Origin of the sequence: Pseudomonas orientalis (assembly GCF_001439815.1) — a bacterium.
GTDB classification, from domain to species: Bacteria; Pseudomonadota; Gammaproteobacteria; order Pseudomonadales; family Pseudomonadaceae; genus Aquipseudomonas; species Aquipseudomonas orientalis.
Map to the genome: position 1 here is coordinate 826863 of NZ_JYLM01000002.1, position 20464 is coordinate 847326.

The 20464-nt window shown below is 60.4% G+C and carries 18 protein-coding genes and 1 pseudogene; 13 read left to right on the forward strand and 6 right to left on the reverse strand.

Annotation, left to right across the window (positions count from 1 at the left end):
* The first annotated feature begins 166 nt into the window (after window positions 1–166).
* The 6 genes and pseudogenes from TU82_RS08005 to TU82_RS08025 all read left to right on the forward strand — a co-directional run.
* Complete coding sequence (locus tag TU82_RS08005) at window positions 167–1351, forward strand: sensor histidine kinase (RefSeq protein ID WP_057722568.1); 1185 nt, start codon at window positions 167–169, stop codon at window positions 1349–1351.
* Complete coding sequence (locus tag TU82_RS08010; protein WP_057722569.1) at window positions 1348–2001, forward strand: response regulator; 654 nt, start codon at window positions 1348–1350, stop codon at window positions 1999–2001. Before TU82_RS08005 ends, TU82_RS08010 begins: the two co-directional genes overlap by 4 nt.
* The gene (locus tag TU82_RS08015) at window positions 1998–4316 is read left to right on the forward strand and encodes an ATP-binding protein (RefSeq protein WP_057722570.1); all 2319 of its coding nucleotides are present in this window, start codon (window positions 1998–2000) and stop codon (window positions 4314–4316) included. The genes TU82_RS08010 and TU82_RS08015 overlap by 4 nt, the downstream gene beginning before the upstream one ends.
* The gene (locus tag TU82_RS08020) at window positions 4313–4822 is read left to right on the forward strand and encodes a response regulator (RefSeq protein WP_057722571.1); all 510 of its coding nucleotides are present in this window, start codon (window positions 4313–4315) and stop codon (window positions 4820–4822) included. The genes TU82_RS08015 and TU82_RS08020 overlap by 4 nt, the downstream gene beginning before the upstream one ends.
* A gap of 249 nt (window positions 4823–5071) precedes the next feature.
* The gene (locus TU82_RS28655) at window positions 5072–5335 is read left to right on the forward strand and encodes a hypothetical protein (RefSeq protein ID WP_156421648.1); all 264 of its coding nucleotides are present in this window, start codon (window positions 5072–5074) and stop codon (window positions 5333–5335) included.
* A pseudogene (locus TU82_RS08025) lies at window positions 5251–5712 on the forward strand (pectate lyase); the annotation flags it as partial. The gene TU82_RS28655 and the pseudogene TU82_RS08025, both read left to right, overlap by 85 nt.
* Here TU82_RS08025 and TU82_RS08030 read toward each other — a convergent pair.
* Window positions 5688–6596: an alpha/beta fold hydrolase gene (locus tag TU82_RS08030; RefSeq protein ID WP_420893001.1), complete on the reverse strand. Its 909-nt coding sequence runs from the start codon at window positions 6594–6596 to the stop codon at window positions 5688–5690. The pseudogene TU82_RS08025 and the gene TU82_RS08030 overlap by 25 nt on opposite strands.
* A 142-nt stretch (window positions 6597–6738) precedes the next feature.
* On the opposite strand from TU82_RS08030, the gene TU82_RS08035 reads away from it, so the two are divergent.
* Together TU82_RS08035 and TU82_RS08040 are read left to right on the forward strand one after the other, a co-directional pair.
* On the forward strand, window positions 6739–7122 hold the full coding sequence (locus tag TU82_RS08035) for a nuclear transport factor 2 family protein (RefSeq protein ID WP_057722573.1): 384 nt from the start codon (window positions 6739–6741) through the stop codon (window positions 7120–7122).
* Between the two features lie 163 nt (window positions 7123–7285).
* Window positions 7286–7873 (forward strand): flavin reductase family protein, encoded by a 588-nt coding sequence (locus TU82_RS08040; protein WP_057722574.1) that lies wholly within the window; start codon window positions 7286–7288, stop codon window positions 7871–7873.
* Between the two features lie 90 nt (window positions 7874–7963).
* On the opposite strand, the gene TU82_RS08045 is transcribed toward TU82_RS08040, so the two are convergent.
* On the reverse strand, window positions 7964–8707 hold the full coding sequence (locus tag TU82_RS08045) for an SDR family oxidoreductase (RefSeq protein WP_057722575.1): 744 nt from the start codon (window positions 8705–8707) through the stop codon (window positions 7964–7966).
* A 68-nt stretch (window positions 8708–8775) separates the two neighbouring features.
* The gene (locus TU82_RS08050) at window positions 8776–9879 is read right to left on the reverse strand and encodes an alkene reductase (protein ID WP_057722576.1); all 1104 of its coding nucleotides are present in this window, start codon (window positions 9877–9879) and stop codon (window positions 8776–8778) included.
* 237 nt (window positions 9880–10116) lie between these two features.
* Between TU82_RS08050 and TU82_RS08055 the strand changes: the two genes are divergently transcribed.
* Entirely contained in the window at window positions 10117–10746 is a 630-nt protein-coding gene (locus TU82_RS08055) for a TetR/AcrR family transcriptional regulator (protein WP_057722577.1), read from the forward strand.
* Window positions 10747–10780: 34 nt separating this feature from the next.
* On the opposite strand, the gene TU82_RS08060 is transcribed toward TU82_RS08055, so the two are convergent.
* On the reverse strand, window positions 10781–11362 hold the full coding sequence (locus tag TU82_RS08060) for a TetR/AcrR family transcriptional regulator (protein WP_057722578.1): 582 nt from the start codon (window positions 11360–11362) through the stop codon (window positions 10781–10783).
* A 155-nt stretch (window positions 11363–11517) separates the two neighbouring features.
* On the opposite strand from TU82_RS08060, the gene TU82_RS08065 reads away from it, so the two are divergent.
* Window positions 11518–12393, forward strand: coding sequence for a LysR family transcriptional regulator (locus TU82_RS08065; protein ID WP_057722579.1), 876 nt, complete (start codon window positions 11518–11520; stop codon window positions 12391–12393).
* Between the two features lie 54 nt (window positions 12394–12447).
* On the opposite strand, the gene TU82_RS08070 is transcribed toward TU82_RS08065, so the two are convergent.
* Together TU82_RS08070 and TU82_RS08075 are read right to left on the reverse strand one after the other, a co-directional pair.
* The gene (locus tag TU82_RS08070) at window positions 12448–13710 is read right to left on the reverse strand and encodes a cation:dicarboxylate symporter family transporter (RefSeq protein WP_057722580.1); all 1263 of its coding nucleotides are present in this window, start codon (window positions 13708–13710) and stop codon (window positions 12448–12450) included.
* Window positions 13711–13822: 112 nt separating this feature from the next.
* Window positions 13823–14248, reverse strand: coding sequence for a VOC family protein (locus tag TU82_RS08075; RefSeq protein WP_057722583.1), 426 nt, complete (start codon window positions 14246–14248; stop codon window positions 13823–13825).
* Between the two features lie 445 nt (window positions 14249–14693).
* On the opposite strand from TU82_RS08075, the gene TU82_RS08080 reads away from it, so the two are divergent.
* From TU82_RS08080 to TU82_RS08090, 3 genes are read left to right on the forward strand one after another with little or no spacing between them, the layout of a single operon-like run.
* Window positions 14694–15497 carry a response regulator transcription factor gene (locus TU82_RS08080; protein WP_057722585.1) on the forward strand — a complete coding sequence of 268 codons (804 nt, stop codon included), beginning with the start codon at window positions 14694–14696 and terminating at the stop codon, window positions 15495–15497.
* Complete coding sequence (locus TU82_RS08085) at window positions 15497–17899, forward strand: hybrid sensor histidine kinase/response regulator (RefSeq protein WP_057722587.1); 2403 nt, start codon at window positions 15497–15499, stop codon at window positions 17897–17899. Before TU82_RS08080 ends, TU82_RS08085 begins: the two co-directional genes overlap by 1 nt.
* Window position 17900: 1 nt before the next feature.
* Entirely contained in the window at window positions 17901–20252 is a 2352-nt protein-coding gene (locus TU82_RS08090; protein ID WP_057722588.1) for a TonB-dependent receptor, read from the forward strand.
* Window positions 20253–20464: the final 212 nt, after the last annotated feature.

Here is a 20464-nt window from a genome sequence, read left to right on the forward strand (position 1 = left end):
GGGATGCTCCTGTTGTGGATGAGCACACTTTGCCAATCGCCTGCCTGCGCGCCATCGGCCAACCGGAGTTATTTAACTATGCCATTTGGCAGATGGCGCCCCGCCCGCTCAACAAGGTTTAATAGTCCGCCTCGCGCCCGCGAGCCTGTGACACCGGAGCCCAAGCATGCAAGACACGCCACACGATCCCGGTAGCGCCCTGGCGATCCGCGCGCATTATCGACAATCGGAAAGTCGCACCGCGCGTTTGCGGTTGCTGGTGGATACGGGGCAGGCATTGCCGCAACTGGCGCCTGATGCCATGCGCGAACGCGTGTTGGCGCGGGCATGCGCGTTCCTTGCAATGGACCACGGGCTGATTCAGGAGTGGGATGCCGAGGGATGCGCCACTGTCACAGCACGCCATGGCACCCAGCATCGATTGAGCAGCCTCAGCGCCGTCGCCGATCGCCGCTTACGTACACCGTGCTGGCTGGAACTGCCGGGAAGCGCCCTGCCCAGTGTGTTGCAAGTACCGCTGCGCGGCGGCGATGGTGATGCCTTTGGCGTACTGATACTGGGCAACAGGGTCAGCCTGCGCGCGCCAGACCATGAAGACAGTGAATCCCTGCAACTGCTCGCCACGCTGCTGGCCGCGCACCTGCAAAACGAGCGATTGCTGAGCACCCTCAAAACGCGGGACAGGACGCTGTCCGACCTGGTCAACCGACTGCTGCGCGCCCAGGAAGACGAGCGCAAACGGGTGGCTTACGACCTGCACGACGGCCTGGCGCAAACCCTCGCCGGTTTGCATCAGCGCTTGCAAGGGTTCGCCGGCCGTTGCCCAGCGCTGCCGGGCACACTGAACGCGGACCTGCAGGCGATTCTGACACTGGCCCAACACTCGGTAGGTGAAGGCCGGCAACTGATCGCCGGCCTACGCCCGACGGTGCTGGATGATTTCGGCTTGTTCAAGGCGCTCGACAAAGAGGCCGACCGCCTGCGCGAAGCCGCTGTCAGCGTGCAATGGGTCACCGCCTACGAGGGGCGCTTGCCCAGCCAGGTGGAAATTGCCTTGTTCAGGATCGGCCAGGAAGCGATCAACAATGTCCTCAAACATGCGCAGGCCAGCCATGTGCAACTGGCATTGGAGTTGCGCGAGGACCAGGCTTCACTGCAGGTAAACGACAACGGCAAAGGCTTTACCCCAGGCCAGCAACTCGACAACAAGGATGCCCAGCACCTGGGCCTCGCCACCATGCACGAACGCGCCAGCCTGCTGGGTGGCCAGCTCAATTGCGCCAGCGCGATCAACTGCGGCACCCAACTGCACGCCCGCGTACCGGCCTATCTGAACGGAACATTGCAATGAATACCGTATTACGTCTGGTGCTGGCGGATGATCATGAAGTCACGCGTACGGGCTTCGTCGCGTTGCTGGCCGGCCATCCGCAGTTCGAAGTGGTCGGCCAGGCCCGTGATGGCCAGCAAGCGGTTGAGCTGTGCGAACAGTTACTGCCTGACATCGTTATTCTCGATATTCGTATGCCGGTGCTCAATGGTCTCGGCGCCGCCCGCCTGCTGCAACAGCGCCTGCCGGCCATCAAGGTAGTGATTTTCACCATGGATGACAGCCCCGACCATCTGGAAGCCGCGATGAATGCCGGCGCGGTGGGCTACCTGCTCAAAGACGCCAGCCGTAACGAGGTGATCGATGCCTTGCAACGGGTCGCCGCCGGTGAAGAAGCGCTCAACAGTGCGGTGAGCGCTCGCCTGCTGAGGCGCATGACCGAGCGCAACGCCAATGGCGTGACGGCAACGGAAAACCTGACCCCACGGGAGCGTCAGGTGCTGGGGCTGGTCGCGAACGGGATGAGCAACCGGGAAATCGGTGAACACCTGGGGATTACCACCGGCACCGCTAAAGCCCACGTCGAGCGGGTGATCGGCAAACTCGGTGCGGCCGATCGCACCCAGGCCGCCGTGCGGGGTATCGCGCTTGGCCTGGTAACCCAGGCATGAGGGTGTTCTACGCCAGGCGATGGGCCGACTTGCCCCTGCGCGGCAAGGCGCTGGTGGTGATTTCACTGCCGCTGGTGGTGCTGTTGTTGTCGTTGGTGTTGATCTACATCACCGAGCGTCAGACAGCCCGCGCTGAAGAGGACGTTCGCCGCGTGCTGCGCGTGCAAGGCGATATCCGCGCCGTGCACACCCTGCTGGCCGAAGCCGCCGCCAGCGTGCGCGGCTACCTGCTGACTCGCCGCGATGACTTCCTGCCGGGCTACCTCAACGCCAAGCCGCAGATTGAGTCAGCTCTGCGTCGACTCGACGGCGATGTTCGCGATCGAAGGGTGCGCGAGCAACTCGCGTCGATCAGGCCGCTGATCAACAGCAAAATCGATGGGCTGGAGGACATGCTCAACGACCCGACGACAAGCCCTGAGTCGATTACCAGCATTCTCGTCAGCAACAAACACATCCTGGATGCCTTGCGTCAGCACATCGGCACCATGCTCACCCTTGAGGATTCTTTGCTGGCTGAGCGCACGACGGCCGCGGCCGAGACGCGCCAGCGGCTGCTGCTGTCCACTTGGCTGGCGGCCATTTGCGGGCTGTTTGGCGCAATCGTCGCGGTGCTGTTTCTGTCCAAGGGCATTGTCGCCCGGGTGCAGCAAGTACAAGGCAACGCGCAACGCCTGGCCCTGGGGCAACCGCTGCGGCCGCAGCCGCCGGAAAACGACGAGATCGGCCAATTGGGTACGCGGTTGGTGGAGGCCGGCTTGCTGCTGGCCGAGCGCGAGCGTGCGTTGCGCGAGAATGAAGAGCGCTTGCGGCTGATCATCGATGGGGTCAAGGACTACGGGATCTTTGCCCTCGATATTGCGGGCTATGTCACCAGCTGGAACGCCGGTGCGGAGCGGATCAAGGGCTACACCGAACAGGAAATCATCGGTCAGCATTTTTCGCTGTTCTACCTGCCACAGGAATGCCCGCAACACCCGGCCATGGCGCTGGATGAAGCCACCCGCAAGGGGCATTACATGGAAGAAGGCTGGCGCCTGCGCCAGGACGGCACACGCTTCTGGGCCAGCGTGGTGATCACGGCGCAGTTCGATGCGACCGGAGCCTTGCGCGGTTTCTCGAAGATCACACGCGACATTACCGACCGTCGCGCGGCGGAGATTGCGCTGGGCACCGCCCGCGAAGAAGCCGAACGTGCCAGCCGGGCCAAGAGCGAGTTTCTCTCACGCATGAGCCATGAACTGCGCACCCCACTCAACTCGATCCTGGGCTTTGCGCAACTGCTGGACCTGGATTCGGCGGCAGGGCAAAAAGCGCAAGTCGGTCACATCCTGCGCGCAGGCCAACACCTGCTGACGCTGATCAACGAAGTGTTGGACATTGCCAAGATCGAGGCGGGACGCTTGCCGTTGAACATCGAACCGATCCCTTTGGCGGGCACGCTGCAAGAAGCCCTGGCGCTGGTATCACCCATGGCCGCCGACGCGGGCATCCAGTTGCAGGCGCTGCCCACGCTGGCGGCGGATATCGGCATCGTTGCCGATCGACAGCGCCTGACCCAGGTGCTGCTGAACCTGCTGTCCAATGCCATTAAGTACAACCGGCCTCAGGGCCAGGTGAGCATTGAAGTCAAGATCGAGGGGCAACGCATCGGCGTGTCCGTCTGCGATACCGGCAAGGGCATCGACGCCAATCACATCGGGCAGCTGTTCAAGCCGTTCGAGCGCCTGGGGGCCGACCCGAACGTCGAAGGTAGCGGCCTGGGCCTGGCACTGAGCAAAAGCCTGCTGGAAAAGATGAAGGGCGGACTGAGCGTGCACAGCCAACCCGACATCGGCTCACGCTTCACCCTGGAACTGCCCTTCGTGCGCGTACAGACGTCCAGCGACCTGGCCGCAGCCGTAATCGATACCACGCCCGTGCGCCCTGCCCCGGCGCTGCAGGGCAAGGTGGTGTATATCGAAGACAATCTCTCCAGCCTGGCGCTGATCGAAACCTTGTTGCACCGCCGGCCGGGAATAAAGCTGCTGTCCAGCATGCAAGGTCAACTGGGCCTGGACCTGGCCGCACAGCATGCGCCCCGGTTGATTTTACTGGACGTGTCACTGCCGGACATCGACGGCCTCACCGTGCTGCAGCGCTTGCGCCGGTCTGCGATCACCCGGCACACACCGGTGCTGATGATCACCGCCGATACCAGCGACCTCACCCGCCAGGCCCTGCACGACGCCGGTGCAACGGCGATATTGAATAAGCCGATTAACGTCCCCGCGTTTCTTGCCCACCTCGACCAATACTTTCCGGAGCCCACGTGAACCTCGACCAGCGCATTCTGATCATCGACGACCAACGCCCGAATCTCGATCTGGTGGAGCAATTGCTGGCGCGCGAAGGGCTGAGCAACGTACTGAGCAGCACTGAACCATTGCGCACACTTGAGCTGTTCAACAGTTTCGAACCGGACTTGGTGATTCTTGACCTGCACATGCCCGAGCTCGATGGCTTTGCCGTGCTGGAACAACTTAACCGGCGCATCCCCAACGGCGAATACCTGCCGATCCTCGTGCTGACCGCCGATGCCACCCGCGACACCCGCCTGCGCGCCCTGGCGCTCGGCGCCAGGGATTTCATCAGCAAGCCCCTGGATGCGCTGGAAACCATGCTGCGGGTGTGGAACCTGCTGGAAACCCGCGTGCTTTATAAAACCTTGCGCACGCTGGTGCCGGCAGATCAGATTGAGTTGTTGCAACGGCGCGGCTCAAAGGACGGCACCGGGCACACCTGCGCGGCGAAGTCCCCCTCCGCTATCCGACGCTGCTAGACGCGGACTCACTTGATACCGCGTTGCGGCGGCTCGCCAAGCAGGCCCACCAGGCGCCGCACGCAAGATAACAGGCACCAGGATCGCGAGGCAGGGTTGGGACGGACAAAAACGCTTAAAAAAGGCCGGCTGACAGCGCCCGGCTGAACCTCAGCTGAAGGCAATGCTTATCGGACTTAAACCGTTTGATAAATCCCCGCGCCTGTTCAGATCATGGCGATCCTGTATCGAGCCCTCAGGAATAGGCCATTGACCTTCCCGATTCAGCTGTTTCTTTCAGCCCTGGTGCTATCGACCGCTGTGCTGGTCGCGCAGCCGTCTCTTGCGGCAAGCCATGCCGACGGGTTTGCCAAAGACGTGACCGGAGGTGGCCAGCTTGCCGCCGTGCGCCCCACCACACCGGCCGAATTGAAAAAGGCGCTGTGTGCACGCTTCGACACGCGCCCCATTCCGGCGGCATGGGGAATGCCGAAATACGCGCGCAGCTGGTCAACAACGTGTTTGCCCATCTGACGTACCAGGGCGCGATCATGTCGCGTACCGCCAGCTCCTATCTGCTGGCGGAAGGCAATGACTTCGAAGACGTGTCCCACCCGCTGTTTAACGATACCCGGCAACCGGGCCGCGCCTACGCCCTCTTCGCGCCTCTTCCGCCGTCGGCCGCCGATGCCTGCCAGGCCGCGCTGGGCAGGCCATGTATTGCCAACCGGCAGCGCCAGAGTGGTGATGACTATCGGCCTCAGGATGCTGCTGCGCTGGAGGCGTTCAAGGCCTACCGTCAGTACCTTGTTGCACCGCAGCCAGCCGACATTGCGCGAATCGAAGTGCTGCGCGATGCGGGTGCCGGTCACCTCATTCCTCTCCTTCATCGTTCAATACTCCCTCCTTGATTGCGCAACAGATTCAGGACCCCATCGGCAAATCTTTCCGGAGCCTCTTGAGGCACGTTATGACCAACGCCTTCCAGAATCTCCCGGCGATACGGCCCGATAAAATAACGAGCGAATGGATCGTCCCTGGCAGGTGGATCGACCGCATCAGCGCCACCCTCCAGAACCAGTGAAGGCACCGAGATCTTTGGTTGCGCAGCAAGCCGAGACGCTATATTCCGGTAGGCTGGATCGCCTTCAACCAATCCGAAACGATGACGATAGGAATGTATTACCACCTCAACAAAGTCGTGGTTCTCAAACGCTGCGGCGGTCGTATCAAACGCCTCCTGGGCGAATCCCCAGGTTGGCGACCACATGCGCCAGAGCAAGCGGCAGAACTCTTTTCTGTTCGAGGTCAATCCAGCGCGACCACGGCTACCGTGCAGGTAGTACTGATACCAGAGAAGATGCTCAGCCTCGGGTGAAACGGGCTTATGCGCTTGAGCGATATCCTGAATGCTGTAGCCACCGCAACTGATCAAACCGCTTACCCGTTCGGGCCATAGCGCGGCGACGATGCAAGCGCCCCTTCCGCCCCAGTCGTACCCCGCAAGCAGCGCTTTTTCGATCTTCAGCGCATCGAGAAACGCCAACAAGTCGGCGCCTATCGCCGCCTGTTCTCCAGAGCGCATTGTCTGCTCATTCAGAAATCTGGTTTGGCCAAAACCACGAAGGTAAGGCGTGAGACATCGCTTCCCAGCCGAGGCAAGGATCCTGGCGACCTCATCGTAGGCATGCACGTCATAGGGGAAGCCGTGCAGCAACACGATGGGAGGTCCGTCTACCGGACCGACCTCCAAATAGGCGATTTCCAGAACACCGGTTTTAATCGTTTTCATCATTTCACCCCCACATAGCGTGCACTGACAGCAAATGCCTTGACACTAAATGTAGTGGTCGCTATAGAATGCAGCCAAATACGTAGCGACCGCTATTAAATTAATTCTTCCCTCATTCAACCGTTCTCAAACCAGGAGCAACCCTATGAGCAATTCAACCTATGTAGAAGACTACAACGCCATCGTCGCGGTGCTGAACCACTACAACGAAGGTGGCAAGCAAGCCAAAAGCATCCTGATGAAACCTGCCTTCAGCGAGAAGGCCACAATCTTCGGTATAGATGGCGAAGGCCAGCTGACCGGTGGCCCGATCCAAGGTCTGTTCGACATCATCGACACGGCCTTCCGTCCATCGCCGCAAGCCAAAGCTGCCATCGTCAACGTCGATATTGTGGGTACCGCTGCCAGCGCACGTATTGATACCAATGACATTTCCGGCTTCTGCTTTACCGATTTCTTCAACCTGCTCAAGGTTGATGGACAGTGGACGGTCATCAGCAAGATCTACCATACCCACGTTGCTCCTTGACCAATCGGCTTGACCCGCGCCTCATTGGACCTCGACTTGGAATCGTTCATTGCCGGCGGGCATGAGAGCCTCCAGCTTTACCTGAACCAAACGGCCATGGCATAAACGCGCCTTACCCCGCCCCAGTAATAGGTGCGGGGTTTTATTTTTCTCTGGAGTTACGATGCACGACCACATTGCCCAAGTGCCGCTTGAAAAAGCCTATCGACTGATCAACCACGGCCCGACCGTGTTGGTGTCCGCTCAACATGACGGGACCCGAAATGTGATGGCCGCCGCGTGGGCCTGTGCATTGGACTTTTCACCGCCCAAAGTCACCGTGGTGCTGGACAAAATCACCCAAACCCGCGAGCTCGTAGAGCGCAGCGGCCTGTTCGTGATTCAGGTGCCGACCGTGGCACAGCTGCAACTGACCCATGACGTCGGCAGCGTCAGCCTGAAGGACGCCCCACGCAAACTGGCTCATGCCGGCGCCGAGCTGTTCAGCATCAGCGGCCATGACCTGCCGTTCGTGGCGGGCTGCTCGGCTTGGCTTGCGTGCAAGCTGCTGCCCGAACCGCACAACCAGACGACCTATGACCTGTTTATCGGCGAGGTTGTCGGCGCCTGGGCCGATACACGCGTATTCAGCGACGGGCATTGGCACTTTGAGCGCGCCCACCCGGACTTGAGGAGCCTGCACTACATCGCAGGTGGCCACTTCTACGCGATCGGCGAAGCCCTGGACGCCGTCACACAGCAAGACGCCTGATCGTTCGCAATAGACTGCGCGATGATCACGACGCGCTTGGCCGAGGGTGTTGCACCCATGCGTGGGCCGGGTGATTTCAACGGTTACGGCTTACCAATCCTGACGGGTCGGCGAAATGATCAAATCGTTGACCGTGACGTTTTCAGGCTGATTCAGTGCATACACCACCGCGCGACCAATATCGTCCGGCGAGATCGCGATTTTGTTCAGCGCTTGAGCCGCTTTACGGCCTGCCGGGTCGGTGACTTTATCGGCCCAACCGGTGTTGATCACACCCGGGCTGACCGTGTTGACACGAATGCCGTGCTGCACGCCCAGCTCTTTGCGCATCGACTCAGTCATGGCCTGCACGAAGAACTTGGTGGCGCTGTAGATACCCGCAGCGGGCCCGACCTGGTGACCAGCGACCGAATCCATATTCAGGATCTGGCCCGACTTCTGTTTCAGCATGAACGGCAATACCGCTGCGATACCATGCAGATAGCCTTTGATGTTCACGTTGATCATCTTTTCCCAATCATCGGTGGCCAGGTCGACCCAATTGGAAAACAGCATCAAGCCGGCATTGTTGATCAGAATATCCACCGAACCGAAAGAGTCCTGGGCCAATTGCGCGAGCGCTTTCATATCCTCAGGGTTGGTCACGTCGCTGACGCGACCTACCGCTTCACCACCCTTGCTTTTCAGCTCGCTGACGATGGCGTCCAGGCCTTGCTGGTCCAGAGCTGCTACGACGATTCGAACGCCTTTCTCGGACAAGGCACGTGCCGATGCGGCCCCCAGGCCGGACGATGCGCCAGTGATGATCGCGGTTTTATTCTGCAGATAGTTCATCGGCGTTCCTCTGGTGGTGACTGCCCGTCTGTGCGGGCAGTTTTTGGGTTGTCGCGGATATAAAGGGATCAGTAGTTGCCGACAGGCCAGTCGGTGTAGCCCTTCGCGCCGCCGCCGTAATACGACTCGCGCGGTGCGATGGTCAGTTCGGCCCCACGACGCAAGCGCTCTACCAGGTCCGGGTTGGAGATAAACAGGCGACCAAACGCTACGGCGTCGATCTTGCCTTGGGCGCGGCGCTCGATGGCCATGTCCAAGTCGTAATTGTTGTTGCCGATGAAAGGCCCGTTGAACTGCGCGCTCAATGCGTCCATATCGACGCCTTCGGGCACTTCACGCGAGGTGGCGGTAGCGCCCTCGACGAAGTGCAGGTAAGCCAGCTCGAATGCATTCAGTTGCTGGATCAGGTAGCCATACATCGCCATCACATTGCTGTCGGGCGGCGTGTTGCCGGCGTCAGGGGTCACTGGCGACAAACGGATGCCAACACGGTCGTTGCCCCAGATCTTGACGATTGCTTCAGTCACTTCCAGGGTCAGGCGCGCACGGTTCTCGATGGAGCCGCCGTACTGGTCGGTGCGATGGTTGGTTGAGTCCCGCAGGAACTGGTCCAGCAGGTAACTGTTGGCCGAGTGAACCTCCACCCCGTCAAAACCGGCGCGTTTGGCATTCTCGGCAGCACGCTTGTACTGCTCGATGATTCCCGGGATCTCATCGGTTTCAAGCGCCCGTGGCATCGAAACCGGGACAAAACCGTTGGTGGTGTAGGTGTCACCTTCAGCCTTGATCGCGGATGGTGCGACCGGAGTGGCGCCGTCAGGTTGCAGTTCGACGCTGGAGAAACGCCCCACATGCCACAGCTGGCTGACGATCTTGCCGCCGGCAGCGTGCACGGCGTCAGTGACTTTCTTCCAGCCTGCGACCTGCTCTTGGCTCCAGATACCGGGAGTAGCTGCGTAACCGCGACCTTGCGCAGAGATATTGGTGGCTTCGGCAACGATCAGGCCGGCCGTGGCGCGTTGGGCGTAATAGTTGGCGTGCAGTTCGTTGGGAATGCCATCTTCGGCATAGCGACTACGGGTGACAGGCGCCATCAAAATCCGGTTGGCGAGTTTGATTGCGCCCAGGCTGATGGGGCTGAATAAGTCAGTTCGTGTGGTGTTGTCTGTCATGATAAACTCTATATTAGACCGGTCGTCTAGTAAGTTGGTAAAAATAGCTGCAACAAAGTCGCTTTGCCAGAATGCGGTCACTCTAAGTAAAAATAGACCGGTCGTCTACTAAAATTCAGAATGGTTAAGCTTTCTACGATCAGCGGCAAATGCCACGTTGAAGTCCGGAAAGTCTGTTTTGTGTATCATTAGGGCAGACATGCTGGTCTGGCTATACGCCCTAAGGTGCTGCACTTAATGACTGAACCCACCCCGCTCTCTCCGCGCGCAAAAGGACGCCCGCGCGCGTTCGACCGCGACGAGGCGCTATTGCGTGCCCTGGCGGTGTTCTGGAAGCGTGGCTACGAGCCGGCGTCTGTAGCGGAACTGTGTTCGGCTATGAGCATCAGCCCGCCCAGCCTTTATGCAGCATTCGGCAACAAAGCCAAGTTGTTTCTGGAAGCGGTTGCCTACTACGAAGCGACATTCTGGGATGCCACGTGGGAGCGCATGGACACCGAACCGGACATCGTGCGCGCCATCAGTGACTTCTTCCATACCTCGGCATCGATCCTGACAGAGCCCGAGGCTCCATGCGGTTGTATGGTGGTGCTCGCAGCCGTTAACGTCTCCGACGATGCCGGCGAAGTCACCGCCACCCTCAAAGCCTTGCGTCAGGAGGGCCGTGACTACTTACGCCAGCGTCTGGACCGCGCGGTTGCAGATGGGCAACTGCGCCTCGACACCAATACCCGTCTGCTTGCCGCAGCCTTGAATACATTGCTCGAAGGCATGTCACTGCAAGCGCATGACGCCGCAAGCCGTGAAGACCTGCAAGGTATCGGGGCCACAGCTACGGCGATGCTGGCCCCGTCCCTGTCTGCTTGACTGGAATCGACGCAATGCTCGCTTGAGCGGCTGATCAGGCCAACAGACGCCGACTCATCTCAAGCGCCGCCTCAAAGGGTTCACGTGTCCGGTTGACCTTGACCAGCAACGAGGCGCCCAACCACATCTGGTAGAGCGCTTGCGCCAGTATCGTTGCATCAACGGACGCGGCGATGGAGCCATCTGCCTGGCCTTGGTCAACACAACGAACCATCCGCTCGATGATCAGTGCAGTCCCCTTCTCAAGTACGCCACGCATGTTTTCGGACAGGTCACACACTTCCGCCCCCAACTTGACCACCAGGCATTTCTGATCAGTGTGATCAAACGCCTGTGTCTCGGCCCAATAGCGTAGATAGCTCAGCAGACGTTCGGCGCCGCAGCCCTCGCTGGCCAATTGCACATCGACCCGCGTGAGATACTCCTCAAAGTACTCTTCGAGCAGCGCTTGGCCAAACTCGTCCTTGGAACGGAAGTAGTGATAGAACGACCCTTTAGGTACACCGGCGGCCGCGAGCAACTCGGCAAGGCCGACGGCGGTGTAACCTTTCTGGGTCATAAGCGACCTGGCGACATCAATGATGTGCTGGCGCATGTCTTGGAGGGGTTTTTTCATAATGCGGCGCATGCTAGCAAAAAAACGACCCAGCGTCAGGAGCCCGGTGGAGCGCCTGCCGTTTGTTCATCTGCGTCGGCAGCGGTCTTACGCCGTGATTTGGCAATAAAAAAATATAAATATGTTCCCCCTCAAAACATAATTATTATTTGCGAATGATTAAAGAACTGAAAACACTTATCGCGGTAGCAAGAGAAGGCACTTTCGCGGCGGCCGGCAATAAAATCGGCCTCACCCAGGCCGCCGTCAGCGCTCAGATGCAACGCCTCGAGGCGGAGCTGGGGGTCGAGTTATTCGACCGAAAAGGACGCTCCGCGCAGCTCAACCGAATGGGCCAACAGGTGTTATTGCAGGGTCAGGAACTGGTGCGCCGGTTCAAAGACCTGGGCACGCCATCGGTGGGGCTTGCCGCCAATGTTTTGGTCACCATTGGAGCGATTGCCTCGGTTCAACGCTCCTTTTTGCCGCAAGCCTTGGCCGAGTTTCATCAACGATCCCCTCAGTGCAGAACCCGGGTCCTGCCTGGCCTGTCGATGGACCTGGTCAATCAGGTCGATTCAGGTGAAATCGATATGGCGGCAATCATTCGTCCACCCTTCTCTCTTCACAGCGATCTGCGCTGGACAACCCTGGCACGCGAGCCGTACCGACTGATTGTCCCGGCTGATATGCCTGGCGAGGATTGGGCCGAGCTGGTATCCAGCCAGCCCTTTATCCGCTATGACCGCTCATCTTTTGGCGGACGCCAGGTGGATAGATTCCTGCGACAAACCCATTTTTCATTACAGGAGGTCTGCGAACTCGACGAGCTGGATGCGATTATAAAACTGGTTGCAAATGGTGTCGGTGTCGCTCTGGTACCGGAAACGGGCACTCATGAGGAATGGCCTGCCGAGGTGCGTGCAATCGACCTGAAACAACGTACATTCCATCGCGATATCGGTCTGGTGCATCGTGCTCGGCGCAATCTGACTGAGCCAGTGAAATTACTGGCCCAGCTGATTACCGAGCAGGCAGCTAAACAGCATTAGAGGAGCACTGACGGGCAATTTGCAACGCTCGTCTTCGATCTTGAACTCCGGTTTTCAGTCAAGCGTTATGCTCGTCCCCACAGATCCCTTGCGCTCAAGCGGTGTTTTCTCCCACTTGGCAATGACCAGGGGGGCTATCGCATTACCCAGCACGTTCAAGGTGGTAGTGCCGCTGTCGATGATCCGGAAAATGCCGGCGATCAACGCGACCCCTTCCAGAGGCAGTCCGGCAGATGCCAGGGTGGCTGACAGGATGATAATGGCAAACCCAGGCACACCCGCAGCTCCCTTCGACGTCAGCACCATAGTCACCACCAGCAAAATCTGCTGCGTCAACGAAAGGTCGATTCCATAGAGCTGCGCGATAAAAATCGTCGCCACCCCCAGAAAGATCGATGCCCCGTCCAGGTTGAACGCATAACCCACCGGCACCACGAAGCTGACAATGCGCCGAGGCACGCCATAGGCTTCCAGCTTGGTCATCAGTTGCGGCATGACGGCTGCAGAGGCTGCACTGGAGAAGGCCAGAATCAACTCATCGCGCAAGTACTTGATCAATTTGAAAACGTTTTCACCGATCAGGTAGCAGATGCCACCGAGCATCACCAACGCAAAGGTCATCAGCGCCAGATACACCACGCCAATCAACTTGAGCAACGGCAGCAACGAGGCAAATCCAAACGTCGCCACCGTAGCGCCGATCATGCCGAATACACCGATCGGTGCGTAGGCCATGACAAACGACACAACGTTGAACATTGCATCGGAAAAGCCCTGCACTACTGCAATAACCGGTGCGCTCTTCTCTTTAGGCAAGGTGTTCAACGCCATACCCAGCAGCACGGCAAAGAACAGCACCGACAACAACTTGGCTTCCGACATCGCAACAATCACGTTATCGGGCACGATGTTTTGCAGAATGATCAGCGCGCCTTTCGACGGCTCCATATGTACGGCTGCCGCGTTATGGGCGATACCCGCGATTTCGGTGCCTTTGCCCGGCTCGAACAGATTGGCGAAGCACAAGCCGAGCACGATCGCGAGGCTGGTGATTGCAAAGAAGTAGATCAACGACTTTGCGCCCATACGCCCAAACGATTTGTTATCCCCGCCCCCGGCAATGCCGAGGATCATGCAGCAGAACACAATCGGCACGACGACCATCTTCATCATCTTGATGAAGATATCACCGAGCGGTTTAAGGATCTCGGTACTGACCCACATTTGATTTTGCGGGTGGGTATTGAAATACCAACCCACAAGCACGCCAAGCAACAGCCCGGCAACGATTTGCCAAACCAAGGGAATACGTTTCATGTCTAGCCTTTTTGTTGGTATGAAAGGGCTGCTTCAAGCAGTAGCTAGATTCATGAGCTTCCAGCTCATTTATGATTTCCTGACGCACTGTTTAGCGTGCGTCAGGTTTTTATTATTTGGCGAAGAGCTGACTCATATCCTTGAAGGCTTTGAATTCCAGCGCGTTACCGCACGGGTCGAACAGGAACATGGTGGCCTGCTCGCCAACCTGGCCTCTGAAGCGGATGTAGGGTTCGATCACGAACTGCGTTTCGCGCGCTTTCAAGCGCTCGGCCAAGGCTTCCCATTGCGCCCATTCCAGAATGACGCCGAAGTGGGGAACCGGTACGTCGTGGCCATCTACCGGGTTGCTGTGCACACTTTCCTGCGAAGCAGTCTTTGGGTGCTCGTGGATGACCAACTGATGGCCGTAGAAATCGAAGTCGACCCACTGGTCGCTTGAGCGACCTTCGCAAAGACCGAACACCTCACCATAGAAGTGACGTGCGGCGGCCAGGTCATACACAGGGATTGCGAGGTGAAAAGGAGAAAGACTCATCAGGACTCCGATAACAATTTTTATTGATTTGTGGTGCCGGGCACCCGTAGTCGCTGTCCGGCGGCTTTTGAAGACGGATTTATGCTAAAGCCGCACCAGTCTAAAAAAAATCAATATAAATTTTTCAAAAACACAATTTTATTTTGTTAATCGACAGTTCCTGCTTACCCCTCCCAACTCGCCTGCGCGCCTTTCCATCGCGCGAGTGTCCGCCATCCATCGAAATTCGAGCGCTTCAGTTCTCCCTTCATCTGCCGCTATGGCTATATCCATTTGTCGTCGATCCGGTACATGTCATATCTTCGCAAAACTGTCTACAGTGCCGACAGCCGAAAAGGCTCCACGGGCGGCAGTCAGCTCCTGAGTAAAGACATGCCATCGAGTGGCTGGGCCCTCGCTGGCGTCGCGGCAACAATCTGGCGAAACACATAAGAGAACCTGGCGAATGAACAATGGCCACTACGAGCGGCGGACAGCGGCGGCGTCCGATTCGCTGCCGCATATTCTGCTGATCGACGATGTCCCCGAAGATATCCGTGCCACGCTCATTCTACTCAAGACCCAACCCTGGCGCGTTTCGGTGGCCAGCGACGCCCATCAGGGCTATCAACGGGCGCTCGCCCTGCGTCCGGACCTGATCGTGCTGGATGTTCACATGCCACACATGGACGGCTTCAGCCTGTGCAGGCTGTTACGCGAGGCGCCGGCCACCCGGCATACCCCGATTCTGTTCCTGTCATCGGCCAATACGTCATTGGAGCGCCTCGAAGGGCTGGCCGTGGGCGCGGTGGATTACATCCCCAAGTCCTACGCGCCCGAGGAAGTCCTGGCGCGCATCCGGATTCATCTGCAATTGACCTGGCGAGCGCCGTCGCCCGTACAGGAACGCCTGGCCGAGCCAGCACCGCAGGGCGATGAAATCGTGTTACGGGCGGCCATGCGCTTGATTGAACAGCAACTGGACGATGTGCCCTCCCTGCCCTGCCTTGCGCAGAAAGTCGGCACCCATGAAAAACGCCTCTCCGCGATTTTCCGTGAACACCTGGGGCTGACCGTGTTCGCCTACATTCGCGATGCGAGGCTGCGTCGTGGCCAGGCACTGCTCTGCGAAAGCGCCATGAGTGTGCAGGACGTCGCCGAACTGGTGGGCTTTCGCAATGCGTGCAACTTCGCCACCGCCTTCCGCCAGCGCGTCGGCATGACGCCCAGTCAGTTCCGCGAGCACTCCCTGGGCAACGAGCAAGCCTGATGCGGCTTCTACAGTTGCTGTTGCTGGCAACGGCATTGTTATTCGCGGGCCTGCTGCGCGCCGCCCCCGTGGAGATCTGCCAGGCCGGGCACCTGGAGCTGATGCCCACGCTGCGCATTTTCGAGGACACCCAGGCCCGCTTGAGCGTGGACGACGTGGCTCGACTGCCCGAAGCGCATTTCGCCGCCCCAAGCCCAGGCTGGCCGACCCAAGGCTATAGCCGCTCCGCGTTCTGGTTACGCGTGCAGCTTACCAACGCGAGCGACGTGGCGTGTTCGCGCCTGCTGGTGGTCGGGGCGCCGCGCCTGGAGGACATCCGCGTCTACCAACGCGTCGACGGACACTGGAGCGATGCACACGCCGGCAGCGCCCATCCCTTGACCGAATGGCCCCAGCCCGCCGCGCGTCAGCCTGCGTTCCCGGTCTCGCTGGCCGCCGGGGAAAACGCCACTGTGCTCATCCGAGTGACGAGCCATTTCCAAATACTGCTGGAGCCGCAACTGTGGTCGGAACCTGCGCTGTTGCGCAGTCAGCAACAGACCTACCTGAGCGACGGACTCACCCTCGGCATTGTCCTGCTGGTCGTCCCGTTCGGCCTGATCGTCGGCTGGATCCTGCGCTCGCGCTTGCTGACGGTGAACGCGGGCGCGGTGCTCAGCTACATCCTGCTGACCTGCATCCTCAATGGCTACCTGGTCTACTGGCCCGCCGCGCTGGGCTGGACACGCGAGCTACTGACCTGCGCCAGCGCGGTCTCGTTCGTCCTGTTTCTGGCCTATATGCGGGTGCTGCTGCAGGTGTCCGGCCTGCCCAGAGCCATTGGCTGGAGTTATTGGGTGCCCCTGTCGGGCTGCATTCTGGGCCGACTCTGGTGGCTGAACGTCGATCCGGTCCAGGGCGCGCAAATAGTTCAATGGTCGCTGATGAGCTTTTATGCGGTGCTGCTCGCCACGTTATGCATGGCGTGGCGCAGACGCCTGAGCTACAGCCCGATGGCCTGGCTGGTGCCGGGGCTCTTGCTGGGCCAGTTGCTGATGCGGATTTTCTTCCCTCAGGAGCAGTTGCCCTGGCAGTCGCCGCAAAGCAAATACAGCTTATCGTCCACCTTGGCAGGCGTGGCGTTGCTGGTGTGCACCTTGATCATGGAAGTCGCGCGCAGCCGCAGCCGTGAAAAGCATGCGCTGTCCAGCCTCGAACACCAACGCCAGGTCGAGCACGAACGCCTGGAAAGCACCGTCGCGCTGCGCACCACGCAGTTGCGTGAATCCTTGACGGCGCGCAGCGCCCTGATGGCGCGGATCAGCCATGACCTGCGCTCGCCGCTGGTGCGCATCATCGACTATGCGCGCCTGCTGCACACCGGGCCGAACCGCGATTATCCAGCCACGATCGAACGCAATGCCCGTCAGCAACTGGAATTGATCGATGAGATGCTCGAATTTTCCCGTGGCGAACTGGAGCACATGCAGCTGACCCTCGCGCCGGGTTACCTGTACGGCTTCCTCAAGGAAGTCGCCGATGAGGCCGGCTTTCTCGCCGCACGTCAGGGCAACAGCTTCGAAGCGGTGCTGGCGGATGACCTGCCGCCACTGGTCGAGGCCGACTTCAAACGGCTTCGGCAAATTCTCATGAACCTGCTGGCGAACGCAGCAAAGTTCACCCGCAACGGCCAGATCCGTTTCGAAGTGAGCGCTCATCCAGGAGCGACGGCCGAGGGCGTGGCGCTGTACTTCAGCGTGATAGACAGCGGTATCGGCATTGATCCCCATGAGTTCGAGCACCTGCTGCAACCGTTCCGCCGTGGCCGCAATGCGCAGCGCCATGAGGGCAGCGGGCTGGGCTTGTCGATTGTCGCGCAACTGCTGGCGCGCATGGACAGCCGGCTCGAACCACACGCCACTGAACGGGGCGGTAGCCACTTGGGTTTCAGCCTGCGACTCAAATGCGCCGGGGAGCAGGATCTGGAACTGGGTATCGTCGACAACAACGCCGCGCCGCTCGACGGCCGGGGCAAGCATGTTCTGCTGCTAGATGACGTGGAGCAGAACAGCGAATGGCTGTATGACTTGCTGGCCGGCTACGGTTTTGACGTGAGCATGGTGGCGAACGGCGAAGCCGCCCTGGCCTGCCTGGCCACACAACCGGTCGACCTGCTGATCAGCGATCAGATGATGCCCGGCATGGACGGCTGGGAGCTGCTGCGGCAGGTGCGCAATCATTGGGGTCACTTGCCCGTGATGCTGTATTCGGCGGTCCCGCCACGCAGGCCGCAGGATTATCCGCACGCCCTGACGTTCGACGCGGTACTGCTCAAGCCCGCCGACAGCCGAGCGTTGCTGGCGTGGGTCAAGACGCTGGCCTGCCCGGACACGGTGCGTCGCGAGATGGCCCGGGAGGTCTAACATGCCGGGTCCAGGTTATCGGTTGCTCTGGCTCGGCTGCCTTGCGGCGCTGCCGTGGGCGCCGGCCAATGCCGGACAAGACGCGCCCGGCCCCCTCACGCTCGATGAATCAACCGTCACCGCCCGACGCCGCGAGGAAGCGGTGCAAGACGTACCGATCCCGATCAGCGTTGTCTACGGTGATCAATTGGACGCGGCCGGCCTGCATCGGCTTCAGGACATCCAGCAGCGGGTACCCGGCCTGGTGGTGTCCGGCCATGACGCGCGCTTCGCCGGGTTCGGGCTGCGCGGCCTGGGCGCGACCCCCTACAACGATGGCCTGGAAGGCAGCGTCGGTACCTACGTCGATGGCGTTTACCAGGCGCGCCAGGGCATGGCCTTCACCGAGTTGATGGACATCGAGCGCATCGAAGTCCTTCGCGGGCCGCAAGGCACCTTGTTCGGCAAGAACACCACCGCCGGCGCGCTGAGCATCCTCACCCGCCCGCCAACCTTTGCACCCGAAGCCAACCTCGAAGCCAGCCACGGCGAGCACGGTTTGCGCGACTATCGCGGCGTGATTTCCGGGTCGCTGCAGGATGACGTACTCGCCGGGCGCCTGAACGTTTTCAACCGTTCGGTCGATGGCGCCGTGCGCAACCTGCAGGACGGCGCCCGCCTCGGCGATACCGACAGCCAGGGCCTGCGCGGGCAATTGCTGTGGACGCCAGACCCGGATTTCAGCGCGCGCCTGATCGCCGACCATGCCGAGCAAACCGAGGCCGGCAATGTACTGCTGGCCAATCACTACAGCGCCCAGACGCGCCAGCGCGCCAAGTTCCTTGGCTATCCGCTGGCGCAGCCCTCCCCTTACCGGCGCGAGACACGCATCGACGCACCGGGCCATCCGCAGACCCTGCAGAACGGTGTCTCATTGGAATTGAACCGGGACTTGGGCGAGTCCATGGGGTTTACCAGCATCACCGCCTACCGCGACTGGGACTACCGCGCTACTCGCGACGGCGACAGCACGGCGCTGGCGGTGGCCGAGTCCGCAACCGCGCTGAGTCACCGCCAGTTCAGCCAGGAATGGCGCCTGTCGGGCACCGCCGGCCCGTCCATCGACTATGTCGCCGGGCTCTATTACCTGCGTCAGCAGCTCGACCGCAGGATCGACGTCGCATTCGGCAAGGACGCCGCGCCATGGTTCGTCGGCGACCAACTGGCGTCGTTGAAAAAAAACTACGGCATTGCCTTCACCGCGCCAGACCAGGTGCCGGCCATGCTGCTGGAGGGCGCCCGGCAACGCTACGACGGCGAGCAGAACAGCGAAAGCCGCGCCCTTTTCGGCCAGGTTTCCTGGCGTCCGATCGATCAGCTGGAACTCACCGGCGGCCTGCGCTACAGCCAGGAGCACAAGGGCGGCTGGGTGTCCCGCGACGTCAGTAACCTCGCCCCGCTGAATGGATTACCACCGGCCTTCCAGGCGGGCGGGCAATTGCTGCGCAGCATCGCACTTGGCGGTGGTTATTACCGCGACGATTCGATTGAAGAAAACAGCCTCTCCGGCCTGCTCAGCGCCAGCTACCGCTTCAACGATGCGGTGATGGGCTATGCCAGCGTGTCGCGAGGCTACAAGGCCGGCGGGATCAACTTCGACGTGGTCGGCCCGTTCACCGCCCCCACGTTCGAGCCGGAACGCGCCACGTCCCTGGAGCTGGGGCTGAAGACGCGCTTCTGGGAGGACCGCGCCATGCTCGACCTCGCCCTCTACCAGACCGACGTCGACAACTACCAGGCGCTCACCTACAGCCCGCCGACCTCGCTGTTCGCGCCACCGCTGCGGGACAACCTGATCAACGTCGGCAAAGTCCGCCTGCGCGGTATCGAACTGGATTCGGCCTGGCAACTCGCCGCCCCACTCACCGCACGCCTGGGCCTGGCCTGGAGCGATGCGCGCTACCGCAGCTTCCCCAACGCCCCGTGCCCGCCGGCCTCGGGCCAATGGACCTGCGACCTCAGCGGCGATCGTCTCTACAACGCGCCGCAATGGAGCTTGAGCGGCGGCCTCGACCACACCCACACGCTGCCGCATGGGTTGCAGGCCTACAGCGGCATCGACTACAGCTTCAGGACCGGCTACTACGGCACCCTCGAAGGCGGCGAAGGCAGCTATCAACCCAGCTACGGCCTCACCAACCTGCGCCTTGGCTTGCGCAGCCAGGACCGTGCCTGGGAAGTGGAAGGCTGGGTGCGCAACGTGTTCGACCGCCAGTACATCACTGCCGTGTACTCGTTGCTCGGCGCCGGTGACTACGGCGTCATGACGGGCAGCGAACGCACCCTCGGCACCACCGTCAGGCTTCGCTACTGACCCATAGGTATCTACACAACGCTGTAGCGCCCAACGCTAACCACGATGCGCAGCGAGTCGCTCTTGATCTTGATCTGCTTTTGATCTCAGGCGCCCCGTTAAACCACGCTGGCCGAACGCAGGCTTGAATCCGTGGGCAACCCGGCAGGACGCCGGGTTAGCCGCACTGGGCCATGGATGGCCCATTGCGGCGGCCCACGGATTCAAGCCGG